General features: G+C 70.9%; 21 protein-coding genes and 1 tRNA gene. 18 read left to right on the plus strand and 4 right to left on the minus strand.

What is annotated here, in order from left to right:
• The 6 genes from ACI2L3_RS02950 to ACI2L3_RS02975 all read left to right on the plus strand — a co-directional run bounded on the left by ACI2L3_RS02950 (position 1) and on the right by ACI2L3_RS02975 (position 7093).
• Positions 1-1938, plus strand: a complete 1938-nt coding sequence (locus tag ACI2L3_RS02950; protein ID WP_404750702.1) for an acetyl/propionyl/methylcrotonyl-CoA carboxylase subunit alpha — start codon at positions 1-3, stop codon at positions 1936-1938.
• Positions 1935-2957, plus strand: coding sequence for a hydroxymethylglutaryl-CoA lyase (locus ACI2L3_RS02955; RefSeq protein WP_404750508.1), 1023 nt, complete (start codon positions 1935-1937; stop codon positions 2955-2957). The genes ACI2L3_RS02950 and ACI2L3_RS02955 overlap by 4 nt, the downstream gene beginning before the upstream one ends.
• Positions 2958-2963: 6 nt before the next feature.
• On the plus strand, positions 2964-4118 hold the full coding sequence (locus tag ACI2L3_RS02960) for an acyl-CoA dehydrogenase family protein (RefSeq protein ID WP_404750509.1): 1155 nt from the start codon (positions 2964-2966) through the stop codon (positions 4116-4118).
• A 129-nt stretch (positions 4119-4247) separates the two neighbouring features.
• Positions 4248-5297 (plus strand): ABC transporter substrate-binding protein, encoded by a 1050-nt coding sequence (locus tag ACI2L3_RS02965; RefSeq protein WP_404750510.1) that lies wholly within the window; start codon positions 4248-4250, stop codon positions 5295-5297.
• 154 nt (positions 5298-5451) lie between these two features.
• A complete protein-coding gene (locus tag ACI2L3_RS02970; protein ID WP_404750511.1) occupies positions 5452-6819 on the plus strand; it encodes a pyridoxal phosphate-dependent decarboxylase family protein in 1368 nt (455 codons plus the stop codon).
• Complete coding sequence (locus ACI2L3_RS02975; protein WP_404750512.1) at positions 6803-7093, plus strand: GNAT family N-acetyltransferase; 291 nt, start codon at positions 6803-6805, stop codon at positions 7091-7093. Before ACI2L3_RS02970 ends, ACI2L3_RS02975 begins: the two co-directional genes overlap by 17 nt.
• 21 nt (positions 7094-7114) lie before the next feature.
• Here the strand turns inward: ACI2L3_RS02975 and ACI2L3_RS02980 are convergent, their stop codons facing one another.
• Positions 7115-8791 carry a beta-N-acetylhexosaminidase gene (locus tag ACI2L3_RS02980; RefSeq protein ID WP_404750513.1) on the minus strand — a complete coding sequence of 559 codons (1677 nt, stop codon included), beginning with the start codon at positions 8789-8791 and terminating at the stop codon, positions 7115-7117.
• Between the two features lie 82 nt (positions 8792-8873).
• Between ACI2L3_RS02980 and ACI2L3_RS02985 the strand changes: the two genes are divergently transcribed.
• From ACI2L3_RS02985 to glmS, 3 genes are all read left to right on the plus strand, one after another.
• Positions 8874-9755, plus strand: coding sequence for a DUF4429 domain-containing protein (locus ACI2L3_RS02985; RefSeq protein ID WP_404750514.1), 882 nt, complete (start codon positions 8874-8876; stop codon positions 9753-9755).
• Positions 9756-9821: 66 nt separating this feature from the next.
• On the plus strand, positions 9822-10079 hold the full coding sequence (locus tag ACI2L3_RS02990; protein ID WP_404750515.1) for a hypothetical protein: 258 nt from the start codon (positions 9822-9824) through the stop codon (positions 10077-10079).
• A 10-nt stretch (positions 10080-10089) separates the two neighbouring features.
• On the plus strand, positions 10090-11907 hold the full coding sequence (gene glmS, locus ACI2L3_RS02995; protein ID WP_404750516.1) for a glutamine--fructose-6-phosphate transaminase (isomerizing): 1818 nt from the start codon (positions 10090-10092) through the stop codon (positions 11905-11907).
• 174 nt (positions 11908-12081) lie between these two features.
• Here the strand turns inward: glmS and ACI2L3_RS03000 are convergent, their stop codons facing one another.
• Positions 12082-12606, minus strand: coding sequence for a universal stress protein (locus tag ACI2L3_RS03000; RefSeq protein WP_404750517.1), 525 nt, complete (start codon positions 12604-12606; stop codon positions 12082-12084).
• A 379-nt stretch (positions 12607-12985) separates the two neighbouring features.
• On the opposite strand from ACI2L3_RS03000, the gene ACI2L3_RS03005 reads away from it, so the two are divergent.
• The 4 genes from ACI2L3_RS03005 to ACI2L3_RS03020 all read left to right on the plus strand — a co-directional run bounded on the left by ACI2L3_RS03005 (position 12986) and on the right by ACI2L3_RS03020 (position 15846).
• Positions 12986-13405: a hypothetical protein gene (locus ACI2L3_RS03005; protein WP_404750518.1), complete on the plus strand. Its 420-nt coding sequence runs from the start codon at positions 12986-12988 to the stop codon at positions 13403-13405.
• A 414-nt stretch (positions 13406-13819) separates the two neighbouring features.
• Positions 13820-15049 (plus strand): helix-turn-helix domain-containing protein, encoded by a 1230-nt coding sequence (locus ACI2L3_RS03010; protein WP_404750519.1) that lies wholly within the window; start codon positions 13820-13822, stop codon positions 15047-15049.
• A 10-nt stretch (positions 15050-15059) separates the two neighbouring features.
• Positions 15060-15662, plus strand: a complete 603-nt coding sequence (gene orn, locus ACI2L3_RS03015; RefSeq protein WP_404750520.1) for an oligoribonuclease — start codon at positions 15060-15062, stop codon at positions 15660-15662.
• 111 nt (positions 15663-15773) lie between these two features.
• Positions 15774-15846, plus strand: a tRNA-His gene (locus ACI2L3_RS03020).
• 79 nt (positions 15847-15925) lie between these two features.
• On the opposite strand, the gene ACI2L3_RS03025 is transcribed toward ACI2L3_RS03020, so the two are convergent.
• Positions 15926-16981: a LacI family DNA-binding transcriptional regulator gene (locus ACI2L3_RS03025; RefSeq protein ID WP_404750521.1), complete on the minus strand. Its 1056-nt coding sequence runs from the start codon at positions 16979-16981 to the stop codon at positions 15926-15928.
• 323 nt (positions 16982-17304) lie between these two features.
• On the opposite strand from ACI2L3_RS03025, the gene ACI2L3_RS03030 reads away from it, so the two are divergent.
• The 4 genes from ACI2L3_RS03030 (at position 17305) to ACI2L3_RS03045 (ending at position 22114) form a co-directional block, all read left to right on the plus strand.
• Complete coding sequence (locus ACI2L3_RS03030; RefSeq protein ID WP_404750522.1) at positions 17305-18618, plus strand: extracellular solute-binding protein; 1314 nt, start codon at positions 17305-17307, stop codon at positions 18616-18618.
• 5 nt (positions 18619-18623) lie between these two features.
• Positions 18624-19628, plus strand: coding sequence for a carbohydrate ABC transporter permease (locus tag ACI2L3_RS03035; protein WP_404750523.1), 1005 nt, complete (start codon positions 18624-18626; stop codon positions 19626-19628).
• A 119-nt stretch (positions 19629-19747) separates the two neighbouring features.
• A complete protein-coding gene (locus tag ACI2L3_RS03040) occupies positions 19748-20560 on the plus strand; it encodes a carbohydrate ABC transporter permease (RefSeq protein ID WP_404750703.1) in 813 nt (270 codons plus the stop codon).
• A 132-nt stretch (positions 20561-20692) separates the two neighbouring features.
• The gene (locus ACI2L3_RS03045) at positions 20693-22114 is read left to right on the plus strand and encodes a GH1 family beta-glucosidase (protein ID WP_404750524.1); all 1422 of its coding nucleotides are present in this window, start codon (positions 20693-20695) and stop codon (positions 22112-22114) included.
• A 12-nt stretch (positions 22115-22126) separates the two neighbouring features.
• Here ACI2L3_RS03045 and ACI2L3_RS03050 read toward each other — a convergent pair whose 3' ends face one another.
• A complete protein-coding gene (locus ACI2L3_RS03050) occupies positions 22127-23179 on the minus strand; it encodes a chitinase (RefSeq protein WP_404750525.1) in 1053 nt (350 codons plus the stop codon).
• A 343-nt stretch (positions 23180-23522) separates the two neighbouring features.
• Between ACI2L3_RS03050 and ACI2L3_RS03055 the strand changes: the two genes are divergently transcribed.
• Entirely contained in the window at positions 23523-24566 is a 1044-nt protein-coding gene (locus ACI2L3_RS03055) for a polyprenyl synthetase family protein (RefSeq protein ID WP_404750526.1), read from the plus strand.
• Positions 24567-24663 lie beyond the last annotated feature (97 nt).

Below are 24663 nucleotides of genomic sequence, written 5' to 3' on the forward strand. Positions count from 1 at the left end.
ATGTTCGACACGGTCCTGGTCGCCAACCGGGGCGAGATCGCGGTCCGCGTCATCCGCACGCTGCGGACGCTCGGCGTCCGCTCGGTCGCCGTCTTCAGCGACGCGGACGCGGACGCACGGCACGTGCGCGAGGCCGACACGGCGGTACGGATCGGCCCGGCGCCCGCCACCGAGAGCTATCTGCGCGTGGACCGCATCCTGGAGGCGGCCGCGAAGTCCGGCGCCCAGGCGGTCCATCCGGGCTACGGCTTCCTCGCGGAGAACGCGGAGTTCGCGCAGGCCTGCGCCGACGCCGGGCTCACCTTCATCGGCCCGCCCGCCGCCGCCATCTCCCTCATGGGCGACAAGATCCGCGCCAAGGAGACCGTCGAGGCGGCCGGCGTGCCGGTCGTCCCCGGCTCCTCCGGCAGCGGCCTGAGCGACGCCCAACTGGTCGACGCGGCACGCGAGATCGGCACCCCCGTGCTGCTCAAGCCCAGCGCGGGCGGCGGCGGCAAGGGCATGCGCCTGGTCAGGGACGAGGCGCTCCTCGCCGACGAGATCGCCGCGGCCCGCCGCGAGGCCCGCGCCTCCTTCGGCGACGACACCCTGCTCGTGGAGCGCTGGGTCGACCGCCCCCGGCACATCGAGATCCAGGTCCTCGCGGACGGCCAGGGCGGCGTGGTGCACCTCGGGGAGCGCGAGTGCTCCCTCCAGCGCCGCCACCAGAAGATCATCGAGGAGGCGCCCAGCGTCCTCCTGGACGAGGCCACGCGCGCGGCGATGGGCGAGGCCGCGGTCCAGGCGGCCCGCTCGTGCGGGTACTCCGGCGCGGGCACGGTGGAGTTCATCGTGCCGGGCAAGGACCCCTCCTCGTACTACTTCATGGAGATGAACACCCGCCTCCAGGTGGAGCACCCGGTCACGGAGCTCGTCACCGGACTCGACCTGGTGGAGTGGCAGCTGCGGGTGGCGGCAGGCGAGGAACTGCCCTTCACCCAGGACGACATCACCCTCACCGGGCACGCTGTGGAGGCCCGTGTCTGCGCCGAAGACCCCTCGCGCGGATTCCTGCCCTCCGGCGGCACGGTCCTCGCCCTGCACGAGCCGCAGGGCGACGACGTGCGCACCGACTCCGGCCTCAGCGAGGGCACCGAGGTCGGCAGCCTCTACGACCCGATGCTGTCGAAGGTCATCGCGTACGGCCCCGACCGCGCGACGGCCCTGCGCAAGCTGCGCGCCGCCCTCGCGGACACGGTCACCCTCGGCGTCCCGACCAACGCGGGCTTCCTGCGCAGGCTCCTCGCCCACCCCTCCGTGGTCGCGGGCGAGCTGGACACCGGCCTCGTGGAGCGCGAGGCGGACGGACTCGTCCCGGACGGCGTGCCCGACGAGGTGTACGAGGCGGCGGCCGCGGTGCGCGAGGCCGCGCTCCGGCCCGCGGCCGACGGCTGGACCGACCCCTTCTCCGTGCCGAGCGGCTGGCGGCTCGGCGGCACCCCGACACCCGTGACGCACTGGCTCAAGGCGGCGGGACTCGAACCCGTCACCCACCGCCTGCGGGGCACCGACCGCACGGTCACCCCCGACCGCGTGCACGTCACCGTCGACGGCACCCGGCACACCTTCCACCGCGCCGCCGACTGGCTGGGACGAGAAGGCGACGCCTGGCACATCCAGGACCACGACCCCGTCGCGGCCTCCCTCACCGGCGCCGCGCACGCCGGGGCGGACGCCCTCACCGCCCCCATGCCCGGCACCGTCACCGTCGTGAAGGTCTCCCCCGGCGACCGGGTGGACGCGGGCCAGAGCCTGCTGGTCGTCGAGGCGATGAAGATGGAGCACGTCATCTCCGCCCCGCACGCCGGCACCGTCACCGAGCTCGACGTCACCCCGGGCACGACCGTCGCCATGGACCAGGTCCTCGCCGTCGTCGCCCCCGAGGAGGAGCAGGAATGACCAGCACCGACCCGGCCTCCGAGCCCGATCCGCCGGAGCTGGCGGAGGCGCCGCTCCCCATGGTCGTCCCGGCCCGCGGCCTGCCGTCCCACGTCCGCATCCACGAGGTCGGCGCCCGCGACGGCCTGCAGAACGAGAGCTCGGTCGTCCCCACGGACATCAAGGCGGAGTTCATCCACCGCCTCGCCGACGCGGGCCTGACGACCGTCGAGGCGACCAGCTTCGTGCACCCCAAGTGGGTGCCCCAACTGGCCGACGCCGAGCAGCTGTTCCCGCTCCTCGGCGACCTCCAGGGCGTCCACCTGCCGGTCCTGGTGCCGAACGAACGCGGCCTGGACCGCGCCCTCGCACTCGGCGCGCACCGCGTCGGGGTGTTCGCCAGCGCCACCGAGTCGTTCTCCCGGGCCAATCTCAACCGCACGGTGGACGAGGCCCTCGCGATGTTCGCGCCGGTGGTCGCCCGCGCGCGCGAGCAGGGCGTGCACGTCCGCGGCTACCTCTCGATGTGCTTCGGCGACCCCTGGGAGGGAGCCGTGCCCATCTCCAAGGTCGTCCGCGTCGCCCGCGCCCTGATCGACATGGGCTGCGACGAGCTGAGCCTCGGCGACACCATCGGCGTGGCCACGCCGGGCCACGTCTCCGCGATGCTCGCCGCGCTCAACGGAGTGCAGGTGCCGACCGACCGCATCGGCGTCCACTTCCACGACACGTACGGCCAGGCGCTCACCAACACCCTCGCCGCCCTGCAGCACGGCGTGACGACGGTGGACGCCTCCGCGGGCGGCCTCGGCGGCTGCCCGTACGCGAAGAGCGCCACCGGGAACCTCGCCACCGAGGACCTCGTGTGGATGCTGCACGGCCTCGGCATCGACACCGGGGTCGACCTCGTCCGTCTCAGCGCCACCAGCGCCTGGATGGCCGACCAGCTGGGCCGGCCCAGCCCGTCCCGCACCGTCCGCGCCCTCACGGCCCGCTCCCACGACGAGCAGACCGCGACCGCCTCCCACCAGGAGCAGTGAAGAACGATGGACCACCGTCTGAGCCCCGAGCACGAGGAACTGCGCCGCACGGTAGAGGCGTTCGCGCACGACGTCGTCGCCCCCAAGATCGGCGACCTCTACGAGCGCCACGAGTTCCCCTACGAGATCGTCCGCGAGATGGGCCGCATGGGCCTGTTCGGCCTGCCCTTCCCCGAGGAGTACGGCGGGATGGGCGGTGACTACTTCGCGCTGGGCATCGCCCTTGAAGAGCTCGCCCGCGTCGACTCGTCCGTGGCGATCACCCTGGAGGCGGGCGTCTCGCTCGGCGCGATGCCGCTGCACCTCTTCGGCACGGAGGAGCAGAAGCGCGAGTGGCTGCCGCGGCTGTGCGCGGGCGAGATGCTCGGCGCGTTCGGCCTGACCGAGCCGGACGGCGGCTCGGACGCGGGCGGCACGCGCACGACGGCGGTGCGCGACGGCGACGACTGGGTGATCAACGGCTCCAAGTGCTTCATCACCAACTCCGGCACGGACATCACGGGTCTGGTCACGGTCACCGCCGTCACCGGCCGCAAGGACGACGGGCGCCCGCTGATCTCCTCGATCATCGTGCCGTCCGGGACGCCCGGCTTCACTGTGGCCGCGCCCTACTCGAAGGTGGGGTGGAACGCCTCGGACACCCGTGAGCTCTCCTTCACCGACGTCCGCGTGCCCGCCGCGAACCTCCTTGGCGAGGAGGGCCGGGGGTACGCCCAGTTCCTGCGCATCCTCGACGAGGGCCGGATCGCGATCTCCGCGCTCGCCACCGGGCTCGCGCAGGGCTGCGTCGACGAATCCGTGAAGTACGCCAAGGAGCGGCACGCCTTCGGGAAGCCGATCGGCGCCAACCAGGCCATCCAGTTCAAGATCGCCGACATGGAGACGCGGGCGCACATGGCCCGCGTCGGCTGGTACGACGCGGCGTCCCGGCTGGTCGCGGGCGAGCCCTTCAAGAAGGAGGCCGCCATCGCCAAGCTCTACTCGTCGACGGTCGCGGTGGACAACGCCCGCGAGGCGACGCAGATCCACGGCGGGTACGGCTTCATGAACGAGTACCCGGTCGCCCGCATGTGGCGGGACTCGAAGATCCTGGAGATCGGCGAGGGCACGAGCGAGGTGCAGCGGATGCTGATCGCCCGGGAGCTGGGTTTCGCGAGCTGAGGCGACTCCGGCATACGGAGAGGACGGAGAGGCGAGGGGTCGCCGGGGCCAGAGTTAGCTTAGGTTAACCTAAGCTACGATTCCGGCCAGCGGCCCCACCGCCGTCCCGTCACGAAAGCAGAGACCCACATGTCCCAGCCCCGTCTCCCCCTGCCTTCCCGCCGCGGCATCCTCGCCGCCGGCGGCGCCCTCGGCCTCACCGCCGTCCTGGCGGCCTGCGGCGACGACAAGAAGGACGGGTCGAGCAAGACCGAGGGCGGCGCGGGCAAGTCCGGCCCCTGGAGCTTCAAGGACGACCGCGGCGAGACGGTGAAGAAGGACGCGACGCCGAAGAACATCGTGGCGTTCACGGGTGTCGCCGCGGCACTGTTCGACTACGGCATCCAGGTCAAGGGCGTCTTCGGCCCGACGGAGACCAAGGACGGCAAGCCGGACGTCCAGGCCGGCGACATGGACATCAGCAAGCTGACGATCATCGGCAACGAATGGGGTCAGTTCAAGATCGAGAAGTACGCGAGCCTCGCGCCCGACGTGCTGATCTCCACCATGTTCGACGGTCAGGGCACCCTCTGGTACGTCCCCGAGGAGAGCAAGGACAAGATCCTCAAGCTCGCCCCGAGCGTCGGCATCAGCGTCTACGACCGCCAGCTCCCCCACCCCCTGCAGCGCATCCAGGCGCTCGCCGAGTCGCTGGGCGCGGACGTGAAGGCCGACAAGGTCGTCAAGGCGAAGAAGCGCTTCGAGGACGCGTCGGAGCGGCTGCGCAAGGTGGCGAAGGCGAACAAGGACATCAAGGTCCTCGTCGGCTCCGCGAGCCAGGAGCTGTTCTACGTCTCCGGCACGAACCTCTCGGTCGACCTGGAGTACTTCAAGGCGCTCGGCGTGAACTTCATCGAGCCGCCGGAGAAGGCCAAGAAGGAGTCCGGCGGCTGGTTCGAGAACCTCAGCTGGGAGAACGTCGACAAGTACGACGCGGACATCATCATGATGGACAACCGCACCTCCGCGATCCAGCCGGCCGACCTCGACAAGTCCAAGCCGACCTGGAAGAAGCTGCCCGCGGTCAAGGCCGGGCAGGTCATCTCCCGCGTGACGGAGCCGATCTTCTCGTACGACAAGTGCGCGCCGATCCTCGAGGACCTCGCCGACGCGATCGAGAAGGCGAAGAAGCTGAAGTAGCGCCCGCTGCCCGGCACTTCCTTCGCGCCGCCGCCCCCTTCGCTCACGGAGGGGGCGGTTTCGCTTTCCCGACCCGGCCCCGGACGCGGACCCCAAGGGAGGTGAAGTTAGGTTAGGCTTACCTAAGTCAAGTCCCGGACCTGGAGGACAGTTCATGCGCTCGCACCTGCTCAACGGCACCACCGCGGAGCGGTACCGCAGCTCCGTGACCGAAGGCGTCGAGCGGGTGGCCGCCCGGCTCGGCACCGCCTCCCGTCCGTCCGGCGAAAACGCCGCGGACGACCTCGCCCGCCAGGTCGGCGCCGTCGACCTGGACGAGCCCCTGCACGACACCATCGCCGCCCTCGACGAACTCGACGAGCTGTACCTGCGCGACGCGATGCTCCCCCACCACCCCCGCCACCTCGCCCGCCGCCACGCCCCGGCCGTCATCCCCGCCGTCCTGGGCGAGGCCGTGCTCTCCGCCGTCAACTCCCCGCTCGACACCCGGGACGAGCCGGCCGGCGCCACGCTCATCGAGCGCCGTGTCATCGACTGGACCGCCGAACGGATCGGCCTCGGGCCCGCCGCCGACGGGATGTTCACCGGCGGCACCGCCCAGTCCGACCTGGAGGCGCTGCTGCTCGCCCGCGAGGCGGCCGGTGACCGCGACCCCGCCGCCCTGCGGATCCTCACCTCCGACGCCGCCGCCCCCGGCGTGCGGCGGACGGCCCGGCTGCTCGGCCTCGGCGAAGAAGCCGTCGTGGCGGTCCGCACCGACCGGAGCCGGCGCATGCAGACCGTGGCCCTCGCCCGGGCGCTGGAGCTCTGTGCGCGCGACGACCTCTCCCCCATGGCGGTCGTCGCCACCGCGGGCACCGCCGACTTCGGCTCCATCGACCCGCTGCCGGAGATCGCCCGGCTCTGCGCGCAGTACGGCACCTGGCTGCACGTCGACGCCGCGTACGGCTGCGGACTGCTCGCCTCGCGCCGGAACCGGCACCTCCTCGACGGCATCGAGCGCGCCGACTCCGTGACCGTGGACTACCACAAGTCCTTCTTCCAGCCGGTGGGTTCGTCGGCGGTCCTGGTGCGCGACCGGGCCGGCATGCCGCCGCGGACCACCGGCCGGCGCTTCGACGCCCTCAAACTGTGGATGACGCTGCGCGTGATGGGCGCGGACGGCATCGGCGACCTCTTCGACGAGGTCTGCGAGCTGGCCACCCGTGGCTGGAGACTGCTCGTCGCCGACCCGCGCTTCGACGTGGTGGCCGAACCGCAGCTGTCCACGCTCGTCTTCCGCTACATCCCCGCGGAGATCTGCGCCCCCTCCGTGATCGACCGCACCAACCTGTACGCGCGCAAGGCCCTGTTCGCCGCAGGGGACGCGGTGGTGGCGGGCACCGAGGTGGGCGGCCGCCAGTTCCTGAAGATCACGCTCCTAGACCCCGAGACGACCACCGCGGACATCACGGCCGTCCTCGACCTGATCGCCGGCCACGCCGAGCAGTACTTGGGAGAGCACCTTGACCGCGCTTGCTGACCTCCGCCTGCCCACCGACCGCCTCGACCGCGGCAGCGCCGACTTCACGCTCCGGACCCTCGACCCTCTGACCGACTCCGAGCTGGTGCACACCTGGGTGACGCACCCCCGGGCGGAGCACTGGATGCTCCGGGACGCCACCCTGACGGACGTCGAGCGCGCCTACATGGCGATCGCCGCCTCCCACCACCGCGAGGCCTACCTCGGCCTGCGCGAGGGCGTGCCGTCGTTCCTTCTGGAGTGGTACGACCTGCGGGCGCTAACGGCCCCCTGACCGGGCGGGGCTCCCCCCCGCCTACTTGGCGGGCCAAGGCACCTGCGGCGACCTGTAGTAGCCGATGCCCAGCGCGTCCCAGCGCGGGGCCTGCGCGGCGAGCCGCACCTTGTACGTCTCCCAGTCGTGCGTGGCCGCGGGCGACCAGCCGAGCTCGGCGATGCCGGGCAGCCGGGGGAACGCCATGTAGTCCAGGTGCGCGGAGGTCGACAGGGTCTCCGTCCACAGCGGCGCCTCGACGCCGAGGATCGAATCCGCGGGCGCGCCCTGGAGGTACGTGGCCGGGTCCCAGTCGTAGGAGCGTCGCACCTCGACGTAGCCCGCCCAGGACAGACCGAGCGGCGTGTCCTTCGTGTATTTGTGGTCGAGGTAGGAGCGGTCGGCCGGCGAGAGGACCAGTTTGGTGCCGTTCTTCGCGGCGTTCACGACCTGCTCGCGCTCGGCGGCGCCGGTCCTGTCGTAGCCCCAGTACTGCGCGACGGCGCCCTCCGCGGGCTTCGCGCCGGTCAGCTGGTGCCAGCCCATCACCGTCTTGCCGTACTTGGCGACGACCGGCTGCACCTTGTCCATGAAGGCGACGAAGTCCTCGTGGCTCGTGGAGTGCGCCTCGTCGCCGCCGATGTGGAGGTACTTGCCGGGCGTCATCGCGGCGAGCTCGCGGATCACGTCGTCCACGAAGTCGTACGTCACGTCCTTCTTCACGCACAGCGAGCTGAAGCCGACCGCGGTGCCGGTGTAGAGGGGCGGGGCGACGCCGTCGCAGTTCAGCTCGGCGTACGAGGCGAGCGCGGCGTTGGTGTGCCCCGGCATGTCTATCTCCGGGACGACCTCCAGGTACCGCGAGGCGGCGTAGTCGACGATCTCCTTGTACTGCGCCTTCGTGTAATAGCCGCCCTTGCCGCCGCCGACCTGCGTGGAGCCGCCGTACGTGGCGAGGCGCGGCCAGGAGTCGATGGCGATGCGCCAGCCCTGGTCGTCGCTGAGGTGCAGGTGCAGCTTGTTCATCTTGTAGAGGGCGGCCTGGTCGATGTAGCGCTTGACCTGGTCGACGGTGAAGAAGTGCCGGGACACGTCGAGCATCGTGGAGCGGTAGCCGTAGCGCGGCATGTCCCTGACGGTGCCGCCCGCGACGCGCCAGGGTCCCGGCTGCTCCGTCTTCTTCTCGACGGCGGCGGGCAGTTGCTGGCGGACGGTCTGTACGCCGTGGAAGAGGCCGGCGCCGGACCAGGAGGTGATGGTGAGGGAGCCGCGCGCGGAGATGACGCGGTAGCCCTCGTTGCCGAGGACCTTGTTCGCCGGTTCGGCGCTGATGCGCAGCCGGATGCCGTCGTCGCCCTCGCCGGTGGTGATGGGCAGCCGGTAGCCGGTGGAGGGGCGCAGCACCTTGGCGAGGTACTCGCCGACGCGCCGTTCCTCGGGGTTGCCCTCGCCCACGCGGATGCGGGTCTTGGCGGTGATCCGGTATCCGGCGCCGTCCGCCTCGGCCGCCAGCGGCGCGGGCACGACGGCGCCGAGCGGGGTGACGGCGGGGGCCCTTGCCCCGTCGGAGGAGGGCGCGGCGGCGAACGAGGAGATTCCGGCGGCCGCCACGAGCAGCAGCGAGCCGAGTACGCGTGCCGTTCTACTGTTCGTTCCTCTGTGCGATGTCACAAGCGGGTCCCTTCGGCGGGCCGTGCGTCGCAATCGAACGGTCCTCATTGGTAGTCCGGCCCTCATAAGGGGTCAAGGGGTGTAGAGGGTGTACACCAGCTGTCCGTGTGCTCGGTGCGAGAATCGCCGCATGGCGGAAATCATCCAGCGCGACGGGACCTGGACCTTCGACGGGGAGACGCTGCGCCTCGTCCCCGGACGCGACAAGAACGTACCGCTGTTGCGCGCGGCGCTGGGCGAACTGGCCGTGCCGCTGGGCGCGTTGGCGGGCATCGCCTTCGAGCAGGGCAAGAAGTCGGGCCGGTTGCGGCTGCGGCTGCGGGACGGCGCCGACCCGCTGCTCCAGGCGACGGGCGGGCAGCTGCCGGACTCCTCCGACCCGTACCAGCTGACGGTCGAGCCGGACCGGTACGGGGTCGCGGAGTACCTGGTGGACGAGGTCCGCAACGCCCATCTGCTCGAACAGGTGCCGAGCTCGCCCTGCGACGCGTATCTCCTGCCCGGCCCGTCCGTGCCGCTGTCCGTCTCCGCGGGGGACGGTACGGCGAGCTTCGACGGGGAGCGCGTACGCCTGGAGTGGAACTGGAAGACGGAGGAGGCGAAGTCGGCGTCGGGGACGCGGTCGCTGGCGCTCGCCGACATCGCGGCGGTGGAGTGGCAGCCGGCGGTCGGCCTGGAGAACGGCTGCCTGCGGTTCACCGTGCGGAACGCGCCGACCAAGGCCCCGCCGAAGTACGACCCGAACTCGGTGGAGCTGTGGGGCTTCAAGAAGGACCCGCTGATGGCGCTGGTCGCCGCCGCGGTCCAGGCCCGCCTGCCGCACCCGTCGGCCCCCGCGGTCCCGGAGGGCGCGCCGCCCGCCGTCGGCAAGAGCCTCGCCCCGCCGCCCGCGGCCGACGACCACGACGTGCTGCTGCGCCGGCTGCGCGAACTGGGCGAGCTGCACCAGGGCGGAATCCTCACGGACGAGGAGTTCGCGACGGCCAAGCAGGCGGTCCTGCGCCGCATGTGAACACGATCCTGCCCGATTCCGGGCAGGATTCTTGCGAAAGGGCATGCGATACCCCAGGATCAACGAATGCACGACGACCTGGTGGATCACCTCACCCGCAGCACCCCGCTCCAGCGGGGCGAAGCGCTGCGGGTCGTCCAGGACGTGCTCGCCTACTTCGACGAGACGACCGAGGAGTTCGTCCGTCGCCGCCACCGCGAGCTGCAGGGTCAGGGCCTGCTGAACGCGGCGATCTTCGAACGGATCTCGGCGGAACTCGCATACCGCGCGGTCGCGCCGCCGGAGCTCACGCTCCGCCAGCTGCGCCGCATCGTCTACGGCTAGGAATCCCTCTATGTGCGGAATCGTCGGTTACATCGGCAAGCGTGACGTCGCCCCGCTGCTCCTCGAAGGCCTGCAGCGCCTGGAGTACCGCGGCTACGACTCGGCGGGCATCGCCGTCACCAGCCCCAAGGCGTCGGGCCTGAAGACGGTCAAGGCCAAGGGCCGCGTCCGCGACCTGGAGGCCAGGGTCCCCGCCCGCTTCAAGGGCACCACCGGCATCGCCCACACCCGCTGGGCCACCCACGGCGCGCCCTCCGACGAGAACGCCCACCCGCACCTGTCGCAGGACGAGAAGGTCGCCGTCGTCCACAACGGCATCATCGACAACGCCTCCGAGCTGCGCGCCAAGCTCACCGCCGACGGCGTCGAGTTCCTCTCCGAGACGGACACCGAGGTCCTCACCCACCTCATCGCCCGCTCCCAGGCGGACACCCTCGAAGAGAAGGTGCGCGAGGCGCTGCGCCACATCGAGGGCACCTACGGCATCGCCGTCCTGCACGCCGACTTCAACGACCGCATCGTCGTCGCCCGCAACGGCTCCCCCGTCGTCCTCGGCATCGGCGAGAAGGAGATGTTCGTCGCCTCGGACGTCGCCGCGCTCGTCTCGCACACCCGCCAGGTCGTCACCCTCGACGACGGCGAGATGGCCACCATCAAGGCCGACGACTACCGCACGTACACCACCGAGGGCTCGCGCACGACGGCCTCGCCGACCACCGTGGAGTGGGAGGCCGAGTCGTACGACATGGGCGGCCACGACACGTACATGCACAAGGAGATCTTCGAGCAGCCCGACGCGGTCGACCGCGTCCTGCGCGGCCGCATCGACGACCGCTTCTCCACCGTGCACCTCGGCGGCCTCAACCTCGACGCCCACGACGCCCGCAAGGTGCGCCGCGTCAAGATCCTCGGCTGCGGCACCTCGTACCACGCGGGCATGATCGGCGCCCAGATGATCGAGGAGCTGGCCCGCATCCCCGCCGACGCGGAGCCGGCGTCCGAGTTCCGCTACCGCAACCCGGTCGTGGACCCCGACACCCTCTACATCGCGGTCTCCCAGTCCGGCGAGACGTACGACGTCCTCGCCGCCGTCCAGGAGCTGAAGCGCAAGGGCGCCCGCGTCCTCGGCGTCGTGAACGTCGTCGGCTCGGCGATCGCCCGGGAGGCCGACGCGGGCGTGTACGTCCACGCGGGCCCGGAGGTCTGCGTCGTCTCCACCAAGTGCTTCACCAACACCACGGTCGCCTTCGGCCTGCTCGCCCTGCACCTCGGCCGCATCCGTGACCTGTCGGTCTCCGACGGCAAGCGGATCATCGAGGGCCTGCGCAAGCTGCCCGGCCAGATCTCGGAGATCCTCAAGCAGGAGGACGAGATCAAGAAGATCGCCAAGAGCTATGCGGATGCCCGTTCGATGCTCTTCATCGGTCGCGTACGCGGCTACCCCGTCGCCCGCGAGGCGTCCCTCAAGCTCAAGGAGGTCTCGTACATCCACGCCGAGGCCTACCCCGCCTCCGAGCTGAAGCACGGCCCGCTCGCCCTCATCGAGCCCGCCCTGCCGACGGTCGCGATCGTCCCGGACGACGACCTCCTGGAGAAGAACCGCGCCGCCCTCGAGGAGATCAAGGCCCGCAGCGGCAAGATCCTCGCGGTCGCGCACCAGGAGCAGGAGAAGGCCGACCAGACCATTCTCGTCCCGAAGAACGAGAACGAGCTGGACCCGATCCTGATGGGCATCCCGCTCCAGCTCCTCGCCTACCACACGGCACTCGCGCTCGGCCGGGACATCGACAAGCCGCGCAACCTCGCGAAGTCGGTCACCGTGGAGTAGCCAGATAAATCTACTCGTGCGTAGAGGTGGTTTGCGCCCTTGTGAAGGGTACATAACGGCCGTCGACGCGGGTCGGGGTAATGGGCGACCCCGACCCTTGGGGAACGACCCCCTGTGTGCTGGTGGCACGCACAGGGGGTCGTTCATTTCCCGGTCCGGCGGGGGCCGTTCGCGTTACGGAATGACGACGACCGGGCGCTGAGCACGGCGCGCCAGCCGTCCCGCGACGGAGCCGAAGATGCGGCCCACGATGCCATGCGTGGAGCCGACGACGATCGCGTCCGCGCTGTACTCGCGGCCGACCTCCTCCAGCTCGTGGCAGATGTCGCCGCCGCGCTCGACCAGGATCCACGGCACCTCGGCCAGATAGTCCGCGCAGGCCAGCTCCAGACCGAGCACTTCCGTGCGGTGGTCCGGCACGTCGACGAAGACCGGCGGCTCGCACCCCGCCCACACCGTGGTGGGCAGCCGGTTGGCGACATGGACGATGATCAGACCGGAGCCGGAGCGGTGGGCCATCCCGATGGCGTACGAGAGGGCCCGCTCACTGGAGGTCGAGCCGTCGAAACCGACGACGACACCGTGCCTGAAGGCGGGATCGCAGGACTGACGCGGTTCTTCCGCCGCTCGGGGGGTCGCTGTCGGATCGGCGACCTGCCGCTTGCGGTCCGCAGGTTCGAAGGATTCGTGACCGGCCATCGGTGTCTCGGCGAAGGAGTCCTCTGTGGGAGGGTCGGCTTTTTTCGGGTGGTGCGAAAGTGCAGGACCTGGAAGGTCGTCCGGGAATCATCTTCCCAACCCCATACCCCCAAGGGTACGGCGGCACTCCTCTCCTGCCCAGAGCCTGCTCAGAGCCCGCGAAGAGCCCCGCGCGGAGGCCGCGCCGGGCCTGCACAGGGCCGCCCGGCGTTCACCGGAGCATGCATGAGCGCCGCCCGTATGGCAATGGTTGCTGCCTCCTACAGGCGGTTTGCCCACCCGTCCGGCGCCACCCGGCGGCCTCCCCAGTGACCCGCCGGGAGGCCAGACGTTGGACAGCGCCGGACCTCCGTACGCCCACCGCCACAGGGAGCACGCCGTGCCTGGACCTTCGCCCGCGTCCTCACCTTCCACCCTCTTCCCGCCTTCACCCGAGCAAGGACGGCCGGGCGCGCACGAGCGTCACGCCGCCGCGCTGCCCGCGCCGCGCACGCGCGAGCCACGGGACGCGCCCCCGGGGGACTCGGTGAGCGACGTCGTCCGCTGGGCGGCGTTCAGCTGCGTACTGGTCCCCGTGGTCCTCGTCGGATACGGCGGCTCGCTGGCCGGCGCCGCCGGCGCGGCGCTCGGCCTCGTGGCCGTCACCGGGGTCTGCCGGATCCTCCTGCGGCAGTCCGAACGGGGCGCCGCGCGACTGCTTGCAGAACAGAACAACGGGCACCGGGGACGGCACGGCAGGACGGGCTCGGGGGCGCACAGGGGCACTCGTCACAGTGCCGACAGTGCGCCGGTCGACTGACCGATTCACACACACGCGCCCGTAGCTTTTCAGCCAACTTCCGGGGGCCGTCGATTCCTTGGCCGAACGCCCCCTCAACCCCCGTCCGACCAGGGCTGAAAGGCGCGCTCAAGCCGCGCGCACCCTACGGGGACCGGCCATGGAGCCAAGGCGCACTTCCCAGCAAGCCGCCCGAGTGCAACGCTTCGTGATCGAATGCTTCACGCCAAGTTGCCATGTCGACAATCTGCCGAGTGATGAACTGGTCACCCCGGCAGCACGGGACGCAGTAGATTCGATCTTGACTGTATTACGGCGGGGGACTGGTGGAGGACCGAGGGGAAACGTGCAGCAGCGACAAGCCAGGCAAGCGCGTCAAGCACGTCAAGAGCGTCAAGAACAGGGAGCCGCGACGCCCGAGGGGGGTTTAGCACCATGAGCCACGACTCCATTGCCGCGCCGGAGGCCGCGGCTCGGAAACTCTCGGGGCGCCGCCGCCGGGAGATCGTAGCGGTGCTGCTCTTCAGCGGCGGTCCCATCTTCGAGAGTTCCATACCGCTCTCCGTATTCGGCATCGACCGGCAGGACGCGGGGGTCCCCCGCTACCGGCTGCTGGTCTGCGCCGGCGAGGAGGGCCCGCTGCGGACCACCGGCGGACTCGAACTCACCGCGCCGCACGGCCTCGAGGCCATCGGCCGGGCCGGCACCGTCGTCGTACCGGCCTGGCGGTCGATCACCTCACCGCCGCCGCCGGAGGCGCTCGAAGCGCTGCGCCGCGCGCACGAGGAGGGCGCCCGCATCGTCGGTCTGTGCACGGGCGCGTTCGTCCTCGCCGCGGCGGGGCTGCTCGACGGGCGCCCGGCGACCACCCACTGGATGTACGCGCCGACGCTCGCGAAGCGCTATCCGTCCGTCCACGTGGACCCGCGCGAGCTGTTCGTCGACGACGGGGACGTCCTGACGAGCGCCGGCACCGCGGCCGGAATTGATCTCTGTCTGCACATCGTGCGCACGGACCACGGCAACGAAGCGGCGGGCGCGCTCGCCCGCAGGCTCGTCGTGCCGCCGCGCCGGGCCGGCGGCCAGGAGCGCTATCTCGACAGGTCTTTACCCGAGGAGATCGGCGCCGACCCGCTCGCCGAGGTCGTCGCCTGGGCGCTGGAGCACCTCCACGAGCAGTTCGACGTGGAGACCCTGGCCGCGCGCGCGTACATGAGCAGGCGCACCTTCGACCGCAGGTTCCGCTCGCTCACCGGCAGCGCGCCGCTGCAGTGGCTCATCACCCAGCGGGTGCTGCAGGCACAGCGGCTGCTCGAAACCTCCGACTACTCCGTCGACGAGGTCGCGGGCCGCTGCGGCTTCCGGTCGCCGGTCGCGCTGCGGGGTCACTTCCGGCGCCAGCTGGGCTCGTCCCCCGCCGCCTACCGGGCCGCGTACCGCGCCCGCAGGCCGCAGGGCGAGCGCGTGCTCGAGCCGGTGTCGGCGACGGCGCAGACCGTGCCCACGCTGGTCGAGGCCGGCCCGGTGCCGACCCAGACCCGGCGCACGGCGGCCGCCAGCGCGCTCGGCCCCTCGACCTCGGTGCCGACCGAGAGCGGCAAGCCGAACTCGGACGCGTATGCGCCGGGACGTGCTCCCCTGCCCGGCCAGAGGAGCGCGCCGTAGGGTTGGGGGCATGAACGATCGCATGGTGTGGATCGACTGCGAGATGACCGGGCTCTCGTTGACGGATGACGCACTTATCGAGGTGGCCGCACTGGTCACCGACTCGGAACTGAACGTGCTCGGCGAAGGTGTGGACATCGTGATCCGCCCGCCGGACGCGGCGCTGGAGACCATGCCCGAGGTGGTGCGCGCCATGCACACCGCCTCGGGACTCCTCGACGAGCTGGCCGGCGGCACCACGCTGGCCGACGCCGAGGAGCAGGTCCTGGCGTACGTACGTGAGCACGTCAAGGAGCCGCGGAAGGCTCCGCTGTGCGGAAACTCGGTCGGCACCGACCGCGGCTTCCTGCTGCGGGACATGGCGACGCTGGAGGAGTACCTCCACTACCGGATCGTCGACGTCTCCTCGATCAAGGAGCTGGCCCGGCGCTGGTATCCGAGGACGTACTTCAACAGCCCGGACAAGAACGGCAACCACCGCGCGCTCGCCGACATCCGCGAGTCCATCGCCGAGCTGCGCTACTACCGCGAGGCGATCTTCGTGCCGCAGCCGGGACCCGACTCGGACACCGCGAAGTCGATCGCGGCCAAGCACGTCCTGCCTGCGGAATAGCCGCAGAAGGAGCCCTGTGTACGGGGTCCGGGAAACGTGGGCGCGAGCACCCCTTCGGACCCTGTACACTTTTTCTCGGCCGGTCGGAAGAACGACAAAAGACCGGACATGGTGGGTGTAGCTCAGTTGGTAGAGCACCTGGTTGTGGTCCAGGTGGCCGCGGGTTCAAGTCCCGTCACTCACCCTGAAGGAAGGGCCCCGGTTCGAGAGAACCGGGGCCCTTCCGCTGTTCCGGGCCTTTCGGGAGAAGCCGCTCCCGGTTCTCAGGAAGAGTCCCGCTCCACCAGTTCCGTCGGAAGCACCAGCTGGCGCCGCTCCAGGCGCCGGGCGGCCGCGGGGCGGCTGTCCGCGATCTCGGCGAGCAGCAGGTCGATCATCGCCCGCCCCATCTCCTCGATCGGCTGCCGCACGCTCGTCAGCGGCGGGTCCATGTGCCGGGCGATCGCCGAGTCGTCGAAGCCGACCAGCGCCACGTCGTCGGGTATGCGGCGGCCCGCCTCGCGCAGCGCCTGCCGGGCGCCCGCCGCCATCACGTCGGAGCCCGCGAAGACCGCGTCCACCTCGGGGCAGGCGGCGAGGAGCTCCCGCATCGCCCGCCGGCCGCCCTCCTCCGTGAAGTCGCCCGGCACGATCATGCGCTCGTCCACCGCGCGGCCCGCGTCCCGCAGGGCGGCGCGGTAGCCGTCGAGGCGGCGCTGGGCGCCGTACACGTCGAGGCGTCCCGTGATGGTGGCTATGGACGTACGGCCGCGGGCCAGCAGGTGCTCGACCGCCGAGCACGCCCCGGCGAAGTTGTCGGAGTCGACGGAGGGCAGCGCCTCCTCGGCGGAGCGGCGGCCGCTGATCACCGCGGGGATCTCCAGCTGGGAGAGCAGGTCGGGCAGCGGGTCGTCGGCGTGCACCGAGACGAGGAGCACCCCGTCGACCCGGTGGGCCGCCAGGTACTGGGCCAGGCGCTGGCGCCGCTGGTCGTTGCCCGCGAAGATCAGCAGCAGCTGCATCTCGGTCTCGCTGAGCTCGGCGCCGACGCCGCGCAGGACGTCGGAGAAGTACGGCTCGGAGAAGAAGCGGGTCTCGGGCTCGGGCACGACAAGGGCGATGGCGTCCGTGCGGTTGGCGGCGAGGGCGCGGGCCGCGGTGTTCGGGACGTACCCCAGCTCCGCGACGGCGGCCTCGACGGCCGTGCGGGTCGCCTCGCTCACCCGCGGCGAGCCGTTGATCACGCGGGACACCGTCCCCCGGCCGACCCCCGCCCGCGCGGCGACCTGTTCCAGAGTGGGCCGTCCGCCACTGCGGCCGCGCGCTGCGTGAGCTGCCATTGTCCGCCTCCCGTCACACTTCCCCCGGCGAGGAATGTAACAGCCCGATCTTTGCCGGGCCGCCGGGCCGAACCCGATCCGGACCCGGGCCCGACGCGGGCCTTCCCGTAACGGCCCGATAACCGAAGGCGTAACTCACTGTCCGGTCCCTTGACACCCCCGGCCGCAGCCACGAGTCTTCAACTCATCACCTGTGGGAGCGCTCCCACACTACCTGACACGTACACAACCCGCACGTTCCCCGCCCGAGCCGCAGCGTGAACCAACGGGCCCAGCAGTGCAGTTGGCCGGGGGGTCGGCACGTCAGGCAACAGGAGGACGTCATGCGCACCAATTACCGCCGGTCCCGACGGCTGGTGGCTTACGCGGCAGCGACCGCGCTGGCCACGGGTCTGCTGACCGCATGTTCGAGCGACGACGACAGTGGCTCGGCAGGCGGCGACGGCAAGGTCACGCTCAATGTCGGCACGTTCGGCGTACTGGGCCTGAAGCAGGCAGGGCTCTATGAGGAGTACGAGAAGTCGCACCCGAACATCGAGATCAAAGAGAACGTCATCGAGCGGAACGACGCCTACTACCCGAAGCTCCTCACCCAGCTGCAGTCCGGCGCGGGCGTCAACGACGTCGCGGCCATAGAGGTCAGCAACATCACCGAGGTCGTGCAGACCCAGGGCGCCAAGTTCGAGGACCTGGGCAAGGCCGAGGGCGTTCAGAAGTCCACGTATCTCGACTGGAAGTGGCAGCAGGCCACGACCGAGGACGGCAAGACGATCGGCCTCGGCGTCGACATCGGCCCGACGGCACTCTGTTACCGCAAGGACCTCTTCGAGAAGGCCGGTCTGCCCACCGACCGCGAGAAGCTCGCCGAGGAGTGGGCCGGCGACTGGGACAAGTACGTCGCCATGGGCGAGAAGTACATGAAGAAGGCGCCCGGGGGCAGCAAGTTCGTCGACTCCGCCGCCAGTGTCTACAACGCCGTCTTCGCCGGTGCGAAGGAGCGTTACTACGACAAGGGCGGCAAGGAGATCTACGAGGACAGCCAGGGCCGCAAGGACGCCTGGGACGCGGCGATGAAGGTCGCGCAGGGCGACATGTCGTCCAAGCTCAAGCAGTTCGACCCGACGTGGGACCAGGGCTTCGCCAACGCCAAGTTCGCGACCGTGGCCTGCCCCGCGTGGATGGCCGGGTACATCCAGGAGAAGACGGGCCCCGAGGGCAAGGGCCAGTGGGACATGGCCAAGGCGCCCACGGACGGCAACTGGGGCGGCACGTTCCTCGGAGTGCCGAGCGCGGGCAAGCACAAGAAGGAGGCGACCGAGCTCGCCGTCTGGCTGACCCAGCCCGAGCAGCTCGCGAAGATCTTCGCCAAGCAGGCCAGCTTCCCGTCCACCCCGTCGGCGTACGACACGCTGAAGCCGTCCCCGGCGACCAAGGCGTACTTCAATGACGCGCCCATCACGGAGATCTTCGCCGACATCGCGAAGAACACCCCTTCGGCCGTCTACGGCCTGAAGGACGCCCAGATCGGCCAGTCCATCACCGACATCGGTGTGCTCCAGGTGGAGCAACAGGGCAAGTCCCCGGCGGAGGGCTGGAAGGCCGCGCAGGAAGAGATCAAGGACGTTCTGGGACAGTGACGCCCATGTCCGAGACCGCTGAGTACGCCGAGACCGCGTCCCCCGGTGAGGGGGGCGCGGCCCCGGCCGCGTCCGGAAGCCGCAAGGCCTCCCCCACGTCCTCGTGGCGCAGCCGTCTGTACCGCTGGGACATAAAGGCGTCGCCGTACGTCTTCGTCGCGCCCTTCTTCCTCTTCTTCGGTGCCTTCGGCCTCTTCCCGCTGCTCTACACCGGCTGGGCGTCGATGCACCGCCTGTCGCTGACCAACCTCGACGACAGCACCTGGATCGGCCTGGAGAACTACACCAACCTGTTGCAGAGCGACTACTTCTGGAACGCGCTGGGCAACACCTTCACCATCGGTGTCATCTCCACCGTCCCCCAGCTGGCCGTCGCCCTCGGCATCGCGCACCTGCTCAACTACAAGCTGCGCGGCTCCACGCTGTGGCGCGTGGCGATGCTCGCTCCGTACGCCACCTCGGTCGCCAGCGCCTCGCTGGTCTTCACGCTGCTGTTCGCGTGGGACGGCGGCATGGTCAACTGGATGATCGGGTCGGTGGGCATCGACCCCGTCAACTGGCGCGAGTCGTCCTGGGGTTCGCAGTTCGCGGTTTCCTCGATCGTCATCTGGCGGTGGACCGGGTACAACGCGCTGATCTACCTCGCGGCGATGCAGGCCGTCCCGCACGACCTGTACGAGTCGGCCTCGCTGGACGGCGCCTCGCGCTGGCAGCAGTTCCGGCACGTGACGATCCCGATGCTGCGGCCCACGATCCTGTTCACGGTGGTCGTCTCCACCATCGGGGCGACCCAGCTCTTCGGCGAGCCGCTGCTGTTCGGCGGCACGGCCGGGTCCAAGGGCGGCGCCGACCACCAGTTCCAGACGCTGGGCCTCTACCTGTACGACCAGGGCTGGATCAACGGCCACCTGGGCCGGGCCTCGGCCGTCGCCTGGCTGATGCTCGTGATCCTGCTGCTCATCGCCGCGGTCAATCTGCTGATCGCCCGACGACTGAGGAAGGACCGATGAAGGCCCGCACGGTGGACCTGGCGGACGGCCGGCCCGAGGACACACGGACCGACGACCGCCCCGCGGACCGGAAACCGGGCGGCCGCGGACGGCGGCTGGGTCCGAAGGCCGGCCGCACGATGCACGCGGGGCCCGTGACCTACCTCGTCCTCGCGCTGTTCACGGCCGTCTCCCTCGCACCGCTGATCTGGACGGCGATCGCGGCCTCCCGGACGAGCGGACGGCTCGCCCAGACCCCGCCGCCCCTCTGGTTCGGCGGGAACCTCTTCAAGAACCTGGAACGGGCCTGGACCGAGGCGAGCCTCGGCGACGCGATGCTCAACACCACGATCGTGGCGGGCAGCATCACCATCGGCACGGTCCTGTTCTCCACCATCGCCGGGTTCGCCTTCGCCAAGCTGAAGTTCAGGTTCAGCAGCGCGCTGCTCATGCTGACCATCGGCACGATGATGGTGCCGCCGCAGCTCAGCGTCGTACCGCTCTATCTGTGGGTCGCCGACCTGCAGTGGACCAACCAGCTCCAGGCGGTGATCCTGCCGACGTTCGTGAGCGCCTTCGGGGTCTTCTTCATGCGGCAGTACCTGCTGCAGGCGCTGCCGAGCGAGCTGATCGAGGCGGCGCGGATGGACGGCGCCAGCAGTCTGCGGATCATCTGGCACGTGGTGTTCCCGGCGGCGCGGCCCGCGATGGCCGTCCTCGGACTCCTCACGTTCGTCATGGCGTGGAACGACTTCCTGTGGCCGATCATCGCGCTCAACCAGTCGAACCCGACCGTCCAGGTGGCGCTCAACTCCCTGGGTACGGGGTACATCCCCGACCGGGCGGTGATCATGGCGGGCGCGCTGCTCGGCACGCTGCCGCTGCTGCTGGCGTTCGTCCTGTTCGGCAAGCAGATCGTGAGCGGCATCATGCAGGGCGCGGTCAAGGGCTGACTCTCCGGGAGCCCTCGCGGCTCCCGGGCTTCCCCCGCCCCTCCCGTACCCCCGCCCTTCCCGTACCCCTTCTGTCTTCTCTCTCTTCTTCCCTCTCTCTTCTTCCCTCTCTCTTCTCATGGGAGCGCTTCCATGCCTGAATCCCTCAGCTTTCCGGCCGGTTTCCTCTGGGGCACCGCGACCTCGGCGTACCAGATCGAGGGCGCCGTGCGCGAGGACGGCCGCACCCCCTCCATCTGGGACACCTTCAGCCACACCCCGGGCCGGACGGCCGGCGGCGACACCGGTGACGTCGCCGTCGAGCACTACCACCGCTACCGCGACGACGTGGAGCTCATGGCGGACCTGGGCCTGAACGCCTACCGGTTCTCCGTCTCCTGGTCGCGGGTGCAGCCCACCGGGCGCGGCCCCGCCGTCCAGCGGGGCCTGGACTTCTACCGGCGCCTGGTCGACGAACTGCTCGGCCGGGGCATCCAGCCCGCCGTGACCCTCTACCACTGGGACCTGCCGCAGGAGCTGGAGGACGCGGGCGGCTGGCCGGCGCGTGAGACGGCGTACCGGTTCGCCGAGTACGCGGGCATCGTCGGTGAGGCGCTCGGCGACCGCGTGTCGTCCTGGATCACGCTCAACGAGCCGTGGTGCAGCGCCTTCCTGGGCTACGGCTCCGGCGTGCACGCCCCCGGCCGCACCGACCCGGCGGCCGCCCTGCACGCCGCCCACCACCTCAACCTCGCGCACGGCCTGGGCACGCAGGCGCTGCGTGCCGCCCTGCCCGCCCGCGCCGGTGTCGCGGTGAGCCTCAACTCGGCGGTCGTCAGGGCGGTTTCGGACGCCCCGCAGGATCACGACGCCCGGCGCCGCATCGACAACCTCGCCAACGGCGTCTTCCACGGCCCGATGCTGCACGGTGCCTACCCCGAGGACCTGTTCGCGGACACGGCCCGGATCACCGACTGGTCCTGCGTCCAGGACGGCGACCTGGCCGCCATCCACCAGCCGCTGGACGCGCTCGGCCTCAACTACTACACGCCCGCGCTGGTCTCGGCCGCCCCCGACGGCACCGCGACCCGGCGCGCCGACGGCCACGGGGCGAGCGAACACTCCCCGTGGCCCGGCTCCGACGACGTCGCCTTCCACCAGACGCCGGGCGACCGCACCGAGATGGGCTGGACCATCGACCCGACGGGGCTGCACGAGCTGATCATGCGGTACGCGCGGGAGGTGCCCGGACTCCCGATGTACATCACCGAGAACGGCGCGGCCTACGACGACAAGCCCGACCCGGACGGCCGCGTCCACGACCCGGAGCGCATCGCCTACCTGCACGGCCACCTGGGCGCCGTCCGCCGCGCCATCGCCGACGGGGCCGACGTCCGCGGCTACTACCTCTGGTCGCTCCTGGACAACTTCGAGTGGTCGTACGGCTACGGCAAGCGCTTCGGCGCGGTCTACGTCGACTACGAGACGCAGGCCCGCACCCCGAAGTCGAGTGCGCACTGGTACGCGACGGTCGCCGCGGCGGGCGCGCTGCCCGCGGAGTCGGTCGTGGGCTGACCGGCGCGGTCGTCACTCGTACGCGGCGAACGCCTTCGTGAAGGCGAGCGGCTGCTGCTCTATGGACGAGCACGTCGGCTGCGCCGAGCCGGAGGCGCCGCCCGGGCAGGCCTTGTCGCGGGTCGAGGACCACATCGACAGCTGTCCGATGCCCTTGGCCTTCGCGAACTCGACGAGTTGTGCGGCGTCGTCGACCTTGAAGATCTCGGTGGTGACGTCGTTCACGCCGATCATCGGGGTGACGGCGACGGTCTGCCACGCGGCCTTGTCGGAGAGGCCGAGCGCGGACTTCAGCTGCTTCTGGGTGGCGGTGGCGGCCTGGACGGCGTACTCGCCCATGTCGCCGCTGTAGGCGGGCCCGTAGTCCATGGCCATGATGTTGACCGCGTCGATCCGCACGCCGTTCTTCTTCGCGTCGGTGAGCAGGTCGACGCCGGGCCCCGTCAGACCCTCGGGCATCACGGGCAGGGTGAACGACACGTCCAGATCCGGGTGCCGCTCCTGGAGCCGGGCGATCGCCTGGGCACGGCGGGTGTTGGCGGCGGTGTCCGGCAGCGCTGCGCCCTCGATGTCGAAGTCGACCTTGGTCAGGTCGTACGCGTCGACGACCTTGCCGTACGCCCCGGCGAGGGCGTCGGCGCTGTCGCACTTGAGGCCCAGCTCCGAGCCCGCCGCGCCGCCGAAGGAGACGCGGACGTCGCCGCCCTCGGCCCGCAGGCCGTCGATCTGTGCGGCCACCTTGTCGTCACCGAGCCCGGTGGCGCCGCCCCACAGCGGCTCGCAGCCGCCGCCGGAGGTGATGAAGGCGAGGTTGAACTCCTTGACGCCGGTCTTCTCGGCGGTGTCGACGAGGTCGTAGGCGGGGGCGAGGGAGGTGTCGACGAAGGGCGCGAACTTGGCGGCGGCCTTCTCCGCGGGCTTCTCGGCGGGCGTCTTCGCCGGTGTCTTCGTCGCGAGCGCCGTCCCGGAGAAGAGGAAGGCGCCGCCGCCCACGAGTGACGCGGCGACGAGTCCGCCCACGACCTTGGACCGGGTGCTCATCGTGCGCCGGTGCGTGCTGCTCATCGCGTGCCTGCCTTAGCTGTACGGGGGTGGGGGTGCGGCAGCACGCTAGCCGCGCGAGAAACGACAAAACGCCCAGCCCGGGCACGGGTTGGGGATCTTAGGGTGCGCTTAAGGAAGGGATGGGGGCCGATTAAAGATCGCGTGCCGGGACGCGGTCCCGGCGGGCGGACTGTGACTTTCGGCTGAGCCCACCGTATGAGGGCTGGGCCGCCCCAGTGATCATTTAGCCGCGCGGGGCGCCGCGGCTTCTCCCGCACCGGACGACACCGCTTGACTGACGCCGAACGCGGTGTGGCCGATCCAGCCGGCGCGCCGCTCCCCGTCGTGGTGTGAGGAGTCGTGCATGTCGCAGATCACCGGTCCGGCCCCCGGCGCTGTCTTTCCCCGTCTGGACTGGGTGAACGAGCTGGTCCTGCCCGCGCTCCGGACGGCCGTGGCGGCCCTGCCCGCGACGGAGCGCAGGGCCGCGGGCTACCACCGCGGCTGGTGCGAGGCCGACGGCACGCCGCTGACGGCGGTGGCCGGCCGGGGCAAGACCGTCAGACCGGCCCTGACCCTGCTCTCCGCGGTGGCGGTCGGCGGCTCCCCGGAGAACGTGCTGCGGGGCGCGGTGGCCGTGGAACTGGTCCATGACTTCACGCTGTTGCACGACGACGTGATGGACGGCGACGCGCTGCGCCGCCACCGCCCGGCGGTCTGGTCGGCGTTCGGCACGGCGTCGGCGGTGCTGACCGGTGACGCCCTGCTGGCCGCGGCGATGCGGGAAGTCGCCCATGCCCCCGCGGAGTTCGCGGCCGCCGCGGTGCAGGAACTGGTCCGCGCCCTGCTCGACCTGGTCGAGGGGCAGAGCCTCGACATGGCGTTCGAGAGGACCGCCGAGGTGTCGGCGGCGCAGTACCTGGCCATGGCGGAGGGCAAGACGGGGTCCCTGATGGGGTGCGCCTGCGCCCTGGGCGGCGTCCTCGCCGGGGCGGACGCCGAGCGGGTGCGCGGGCTGCGGGAGTTCGGCCGCCGGCTCGGCGTCGCCTTCCAGTGCGCCGACGACCTCATGGGCATCTGGGGCCGTACGGCACGCAGCGGCAAGCCGGTCGGGGCCGATCTGGCGGCCCGCAAGAAGTCCTTCCCGGTCGTGGCGGCGCTCGCGGGCGGCTGCTCCGCCGCGGAACACCTGCGCTCCCTGTACGAGGCGCCGGACCCGCTGGGCCCCGAGGAGGTGCGCCTTGCCGCGGAGTTGGTGGAGAAGGCCGGCGGACGCCAGGCCGCCGAGGAGGAGGCCAGGCGGCAGCTGTCGGCCGCGCTGCGGGCCCTGTCGTGCGCCCGGCCGACGGCGGACGCGTACCGGCAGTTGCAGGAGATCGCCGCGACGATGATCCAGCGGGATTCCTGACAGCGGTCGGCCCGCGGGCGTGACTTCGGCCCCGGTGGGCCGTTGACCGTGCGGTGGACATTCACAAAACGTGTCGAAGGTTCCGCCATCGCCCGAA

The organism is Streptomyces sp. NPDC029674 (assembly GCF_044903205.1).
Taxonomy (GTDB): domain Bacteria; phylum Actinomycetota; class Actinomycetes; order Streptomycetales; family Streptomycetaceae; genus Streptomyces.

Bases quoted from the DNA above. Each gene is read 5' to 3' on its own strand.
- ACI2L3_RS02950 (WP_404750702.1), top strand. From the start codon at position 1: ATGTTCGACACGGTCCTGGTCGCCAACCGGGGCGAGATCGCGGTCCGC.
- ACI2L3_RS02955 (WP_404750508.1), top strand. From the start codon at position 1,935: ATGACCAGCACCGACCCGGCCTCCGAGCCCGATCCGCCGGAGCTGGCG.
- ACI2L3_RS02960 (WP_404750509.1), top strand. From the start codon at position 2,964: ATGGACCACCGTCTGAGCCCCGAGCACGAGGAACTGCGCCGCACGGTA.
- ACI2L3_RS02965 (WP_404750510.1), top strand. From the start codon at position 4,248: ATGTCCCAGCCCCGTCTCCCCCTGCCTTCCCGCCGCGGCATCCTCGCC.
- ACI2L3_RS02970 (WP_404750511.1), top strand. From the start codon at position 5,452: ATGCGCTCGCACCTGCTCAACGGCACCACCGCGGAGCGGTACCGCAGC.
- ACI2L3_RS02980 (WP_404750513.1), bottom strand. From the start codon at position 8,791: ATGAGGACCGTTCGATTGCGACGCACGGCCCGCCGAAGGGACCCGCTT.
- ACI2L3_RS02985 (WP_404750514.1), top strand. From the start codon at position 8,874: ATGGCGGAAATCATCCAGCGCGACGGGACCTGGACCTTCGACGGGGAG.
- ACI2L3_RS02990 (WP_404750515.1), top strand. From the start codon at position 9,822: ATGCACGACGACCTGGTGGATCACCTCACCCGCAGCACCCCGCTCCAG.
- glmS (WP_404750516.1), top strand. From the start codon at position 10,090: ATGTGCGGAATCGTCGGTTACATCGGCAAGCGTGACGTCGCCCCGCTG.
- ACI2L3_RS03000 (WP_404750517.1), bottom strand. From the start codon at position 12,606: ATGGCCGGTCACGAATCCTTCGAACCTGCGGACCGCAAGCGGCAGGTC.
- ACI2L3_RS03010 (WP_404750519.1), top strand. From the start codon at position 13,820: ATGAGCCACGACTCCATTGCCGCGCCGGAGGCCGCGGCTCGGAAACTC.
- orn (WP_404750520.1), top strand. From the start codon at position 15,060: ATGAACGATCGCATGGTGTGGATCGACTGCGAGATGACCGGGCTCTCG.
- ACI2L3_RS03025 (WP_404750521.1), bottom strand. From the start codon at position 16,981: ATGGCAGCTCACGCAGCGCGCGGCCGCAGTGGCGGACGGCCCACTCTG.
- ACI2L3_RS03030 (WP_404750522.1), top strand. From the start codon at position 17,305: ATGCGCACCAATTACCGCCGGTCCCGACGGCTGGTGGCTTACGCGGCA.
- ACI2L3_RS03035 (WP_404750523.1), top strand. From the start codon at position 18,624: ATGTCCGAGACCGCTGAGTACGCCGAGACCGCGTCCCCCGGTGAGGGG.
- ACI2L3_RS03040 (WP_404750703.1), top strand. From the start codon at position 19,748: ATGCACGCGGGGCCCGTGACCTACCTCGTCCTCGCGCTGTTCACGGCC.
- ACI2L3_RS03045 (WP_404750524.1), top strand. From the start codon at position 20,693: ATGCCTGAATCCCTCAGCTTTCCGGCCGGTTTCCTCTGGGGCACCGCG.
- ACI2L3_RS03050 (WP_404750525.1), bottom strand. From the start codon at position 23,179: ATGAGCAGCACGCACCGGCGCACGATGAGCACCCGGTCCAAGGTCGTG.
- ACI2L3_RS03055 (WP_404750526.1), top strand. From the start codon at position 23,523: ATGTCGCAGATCACCGGTCCGGCCCCCGGCGCTGTCTTTCCCCGTCTG.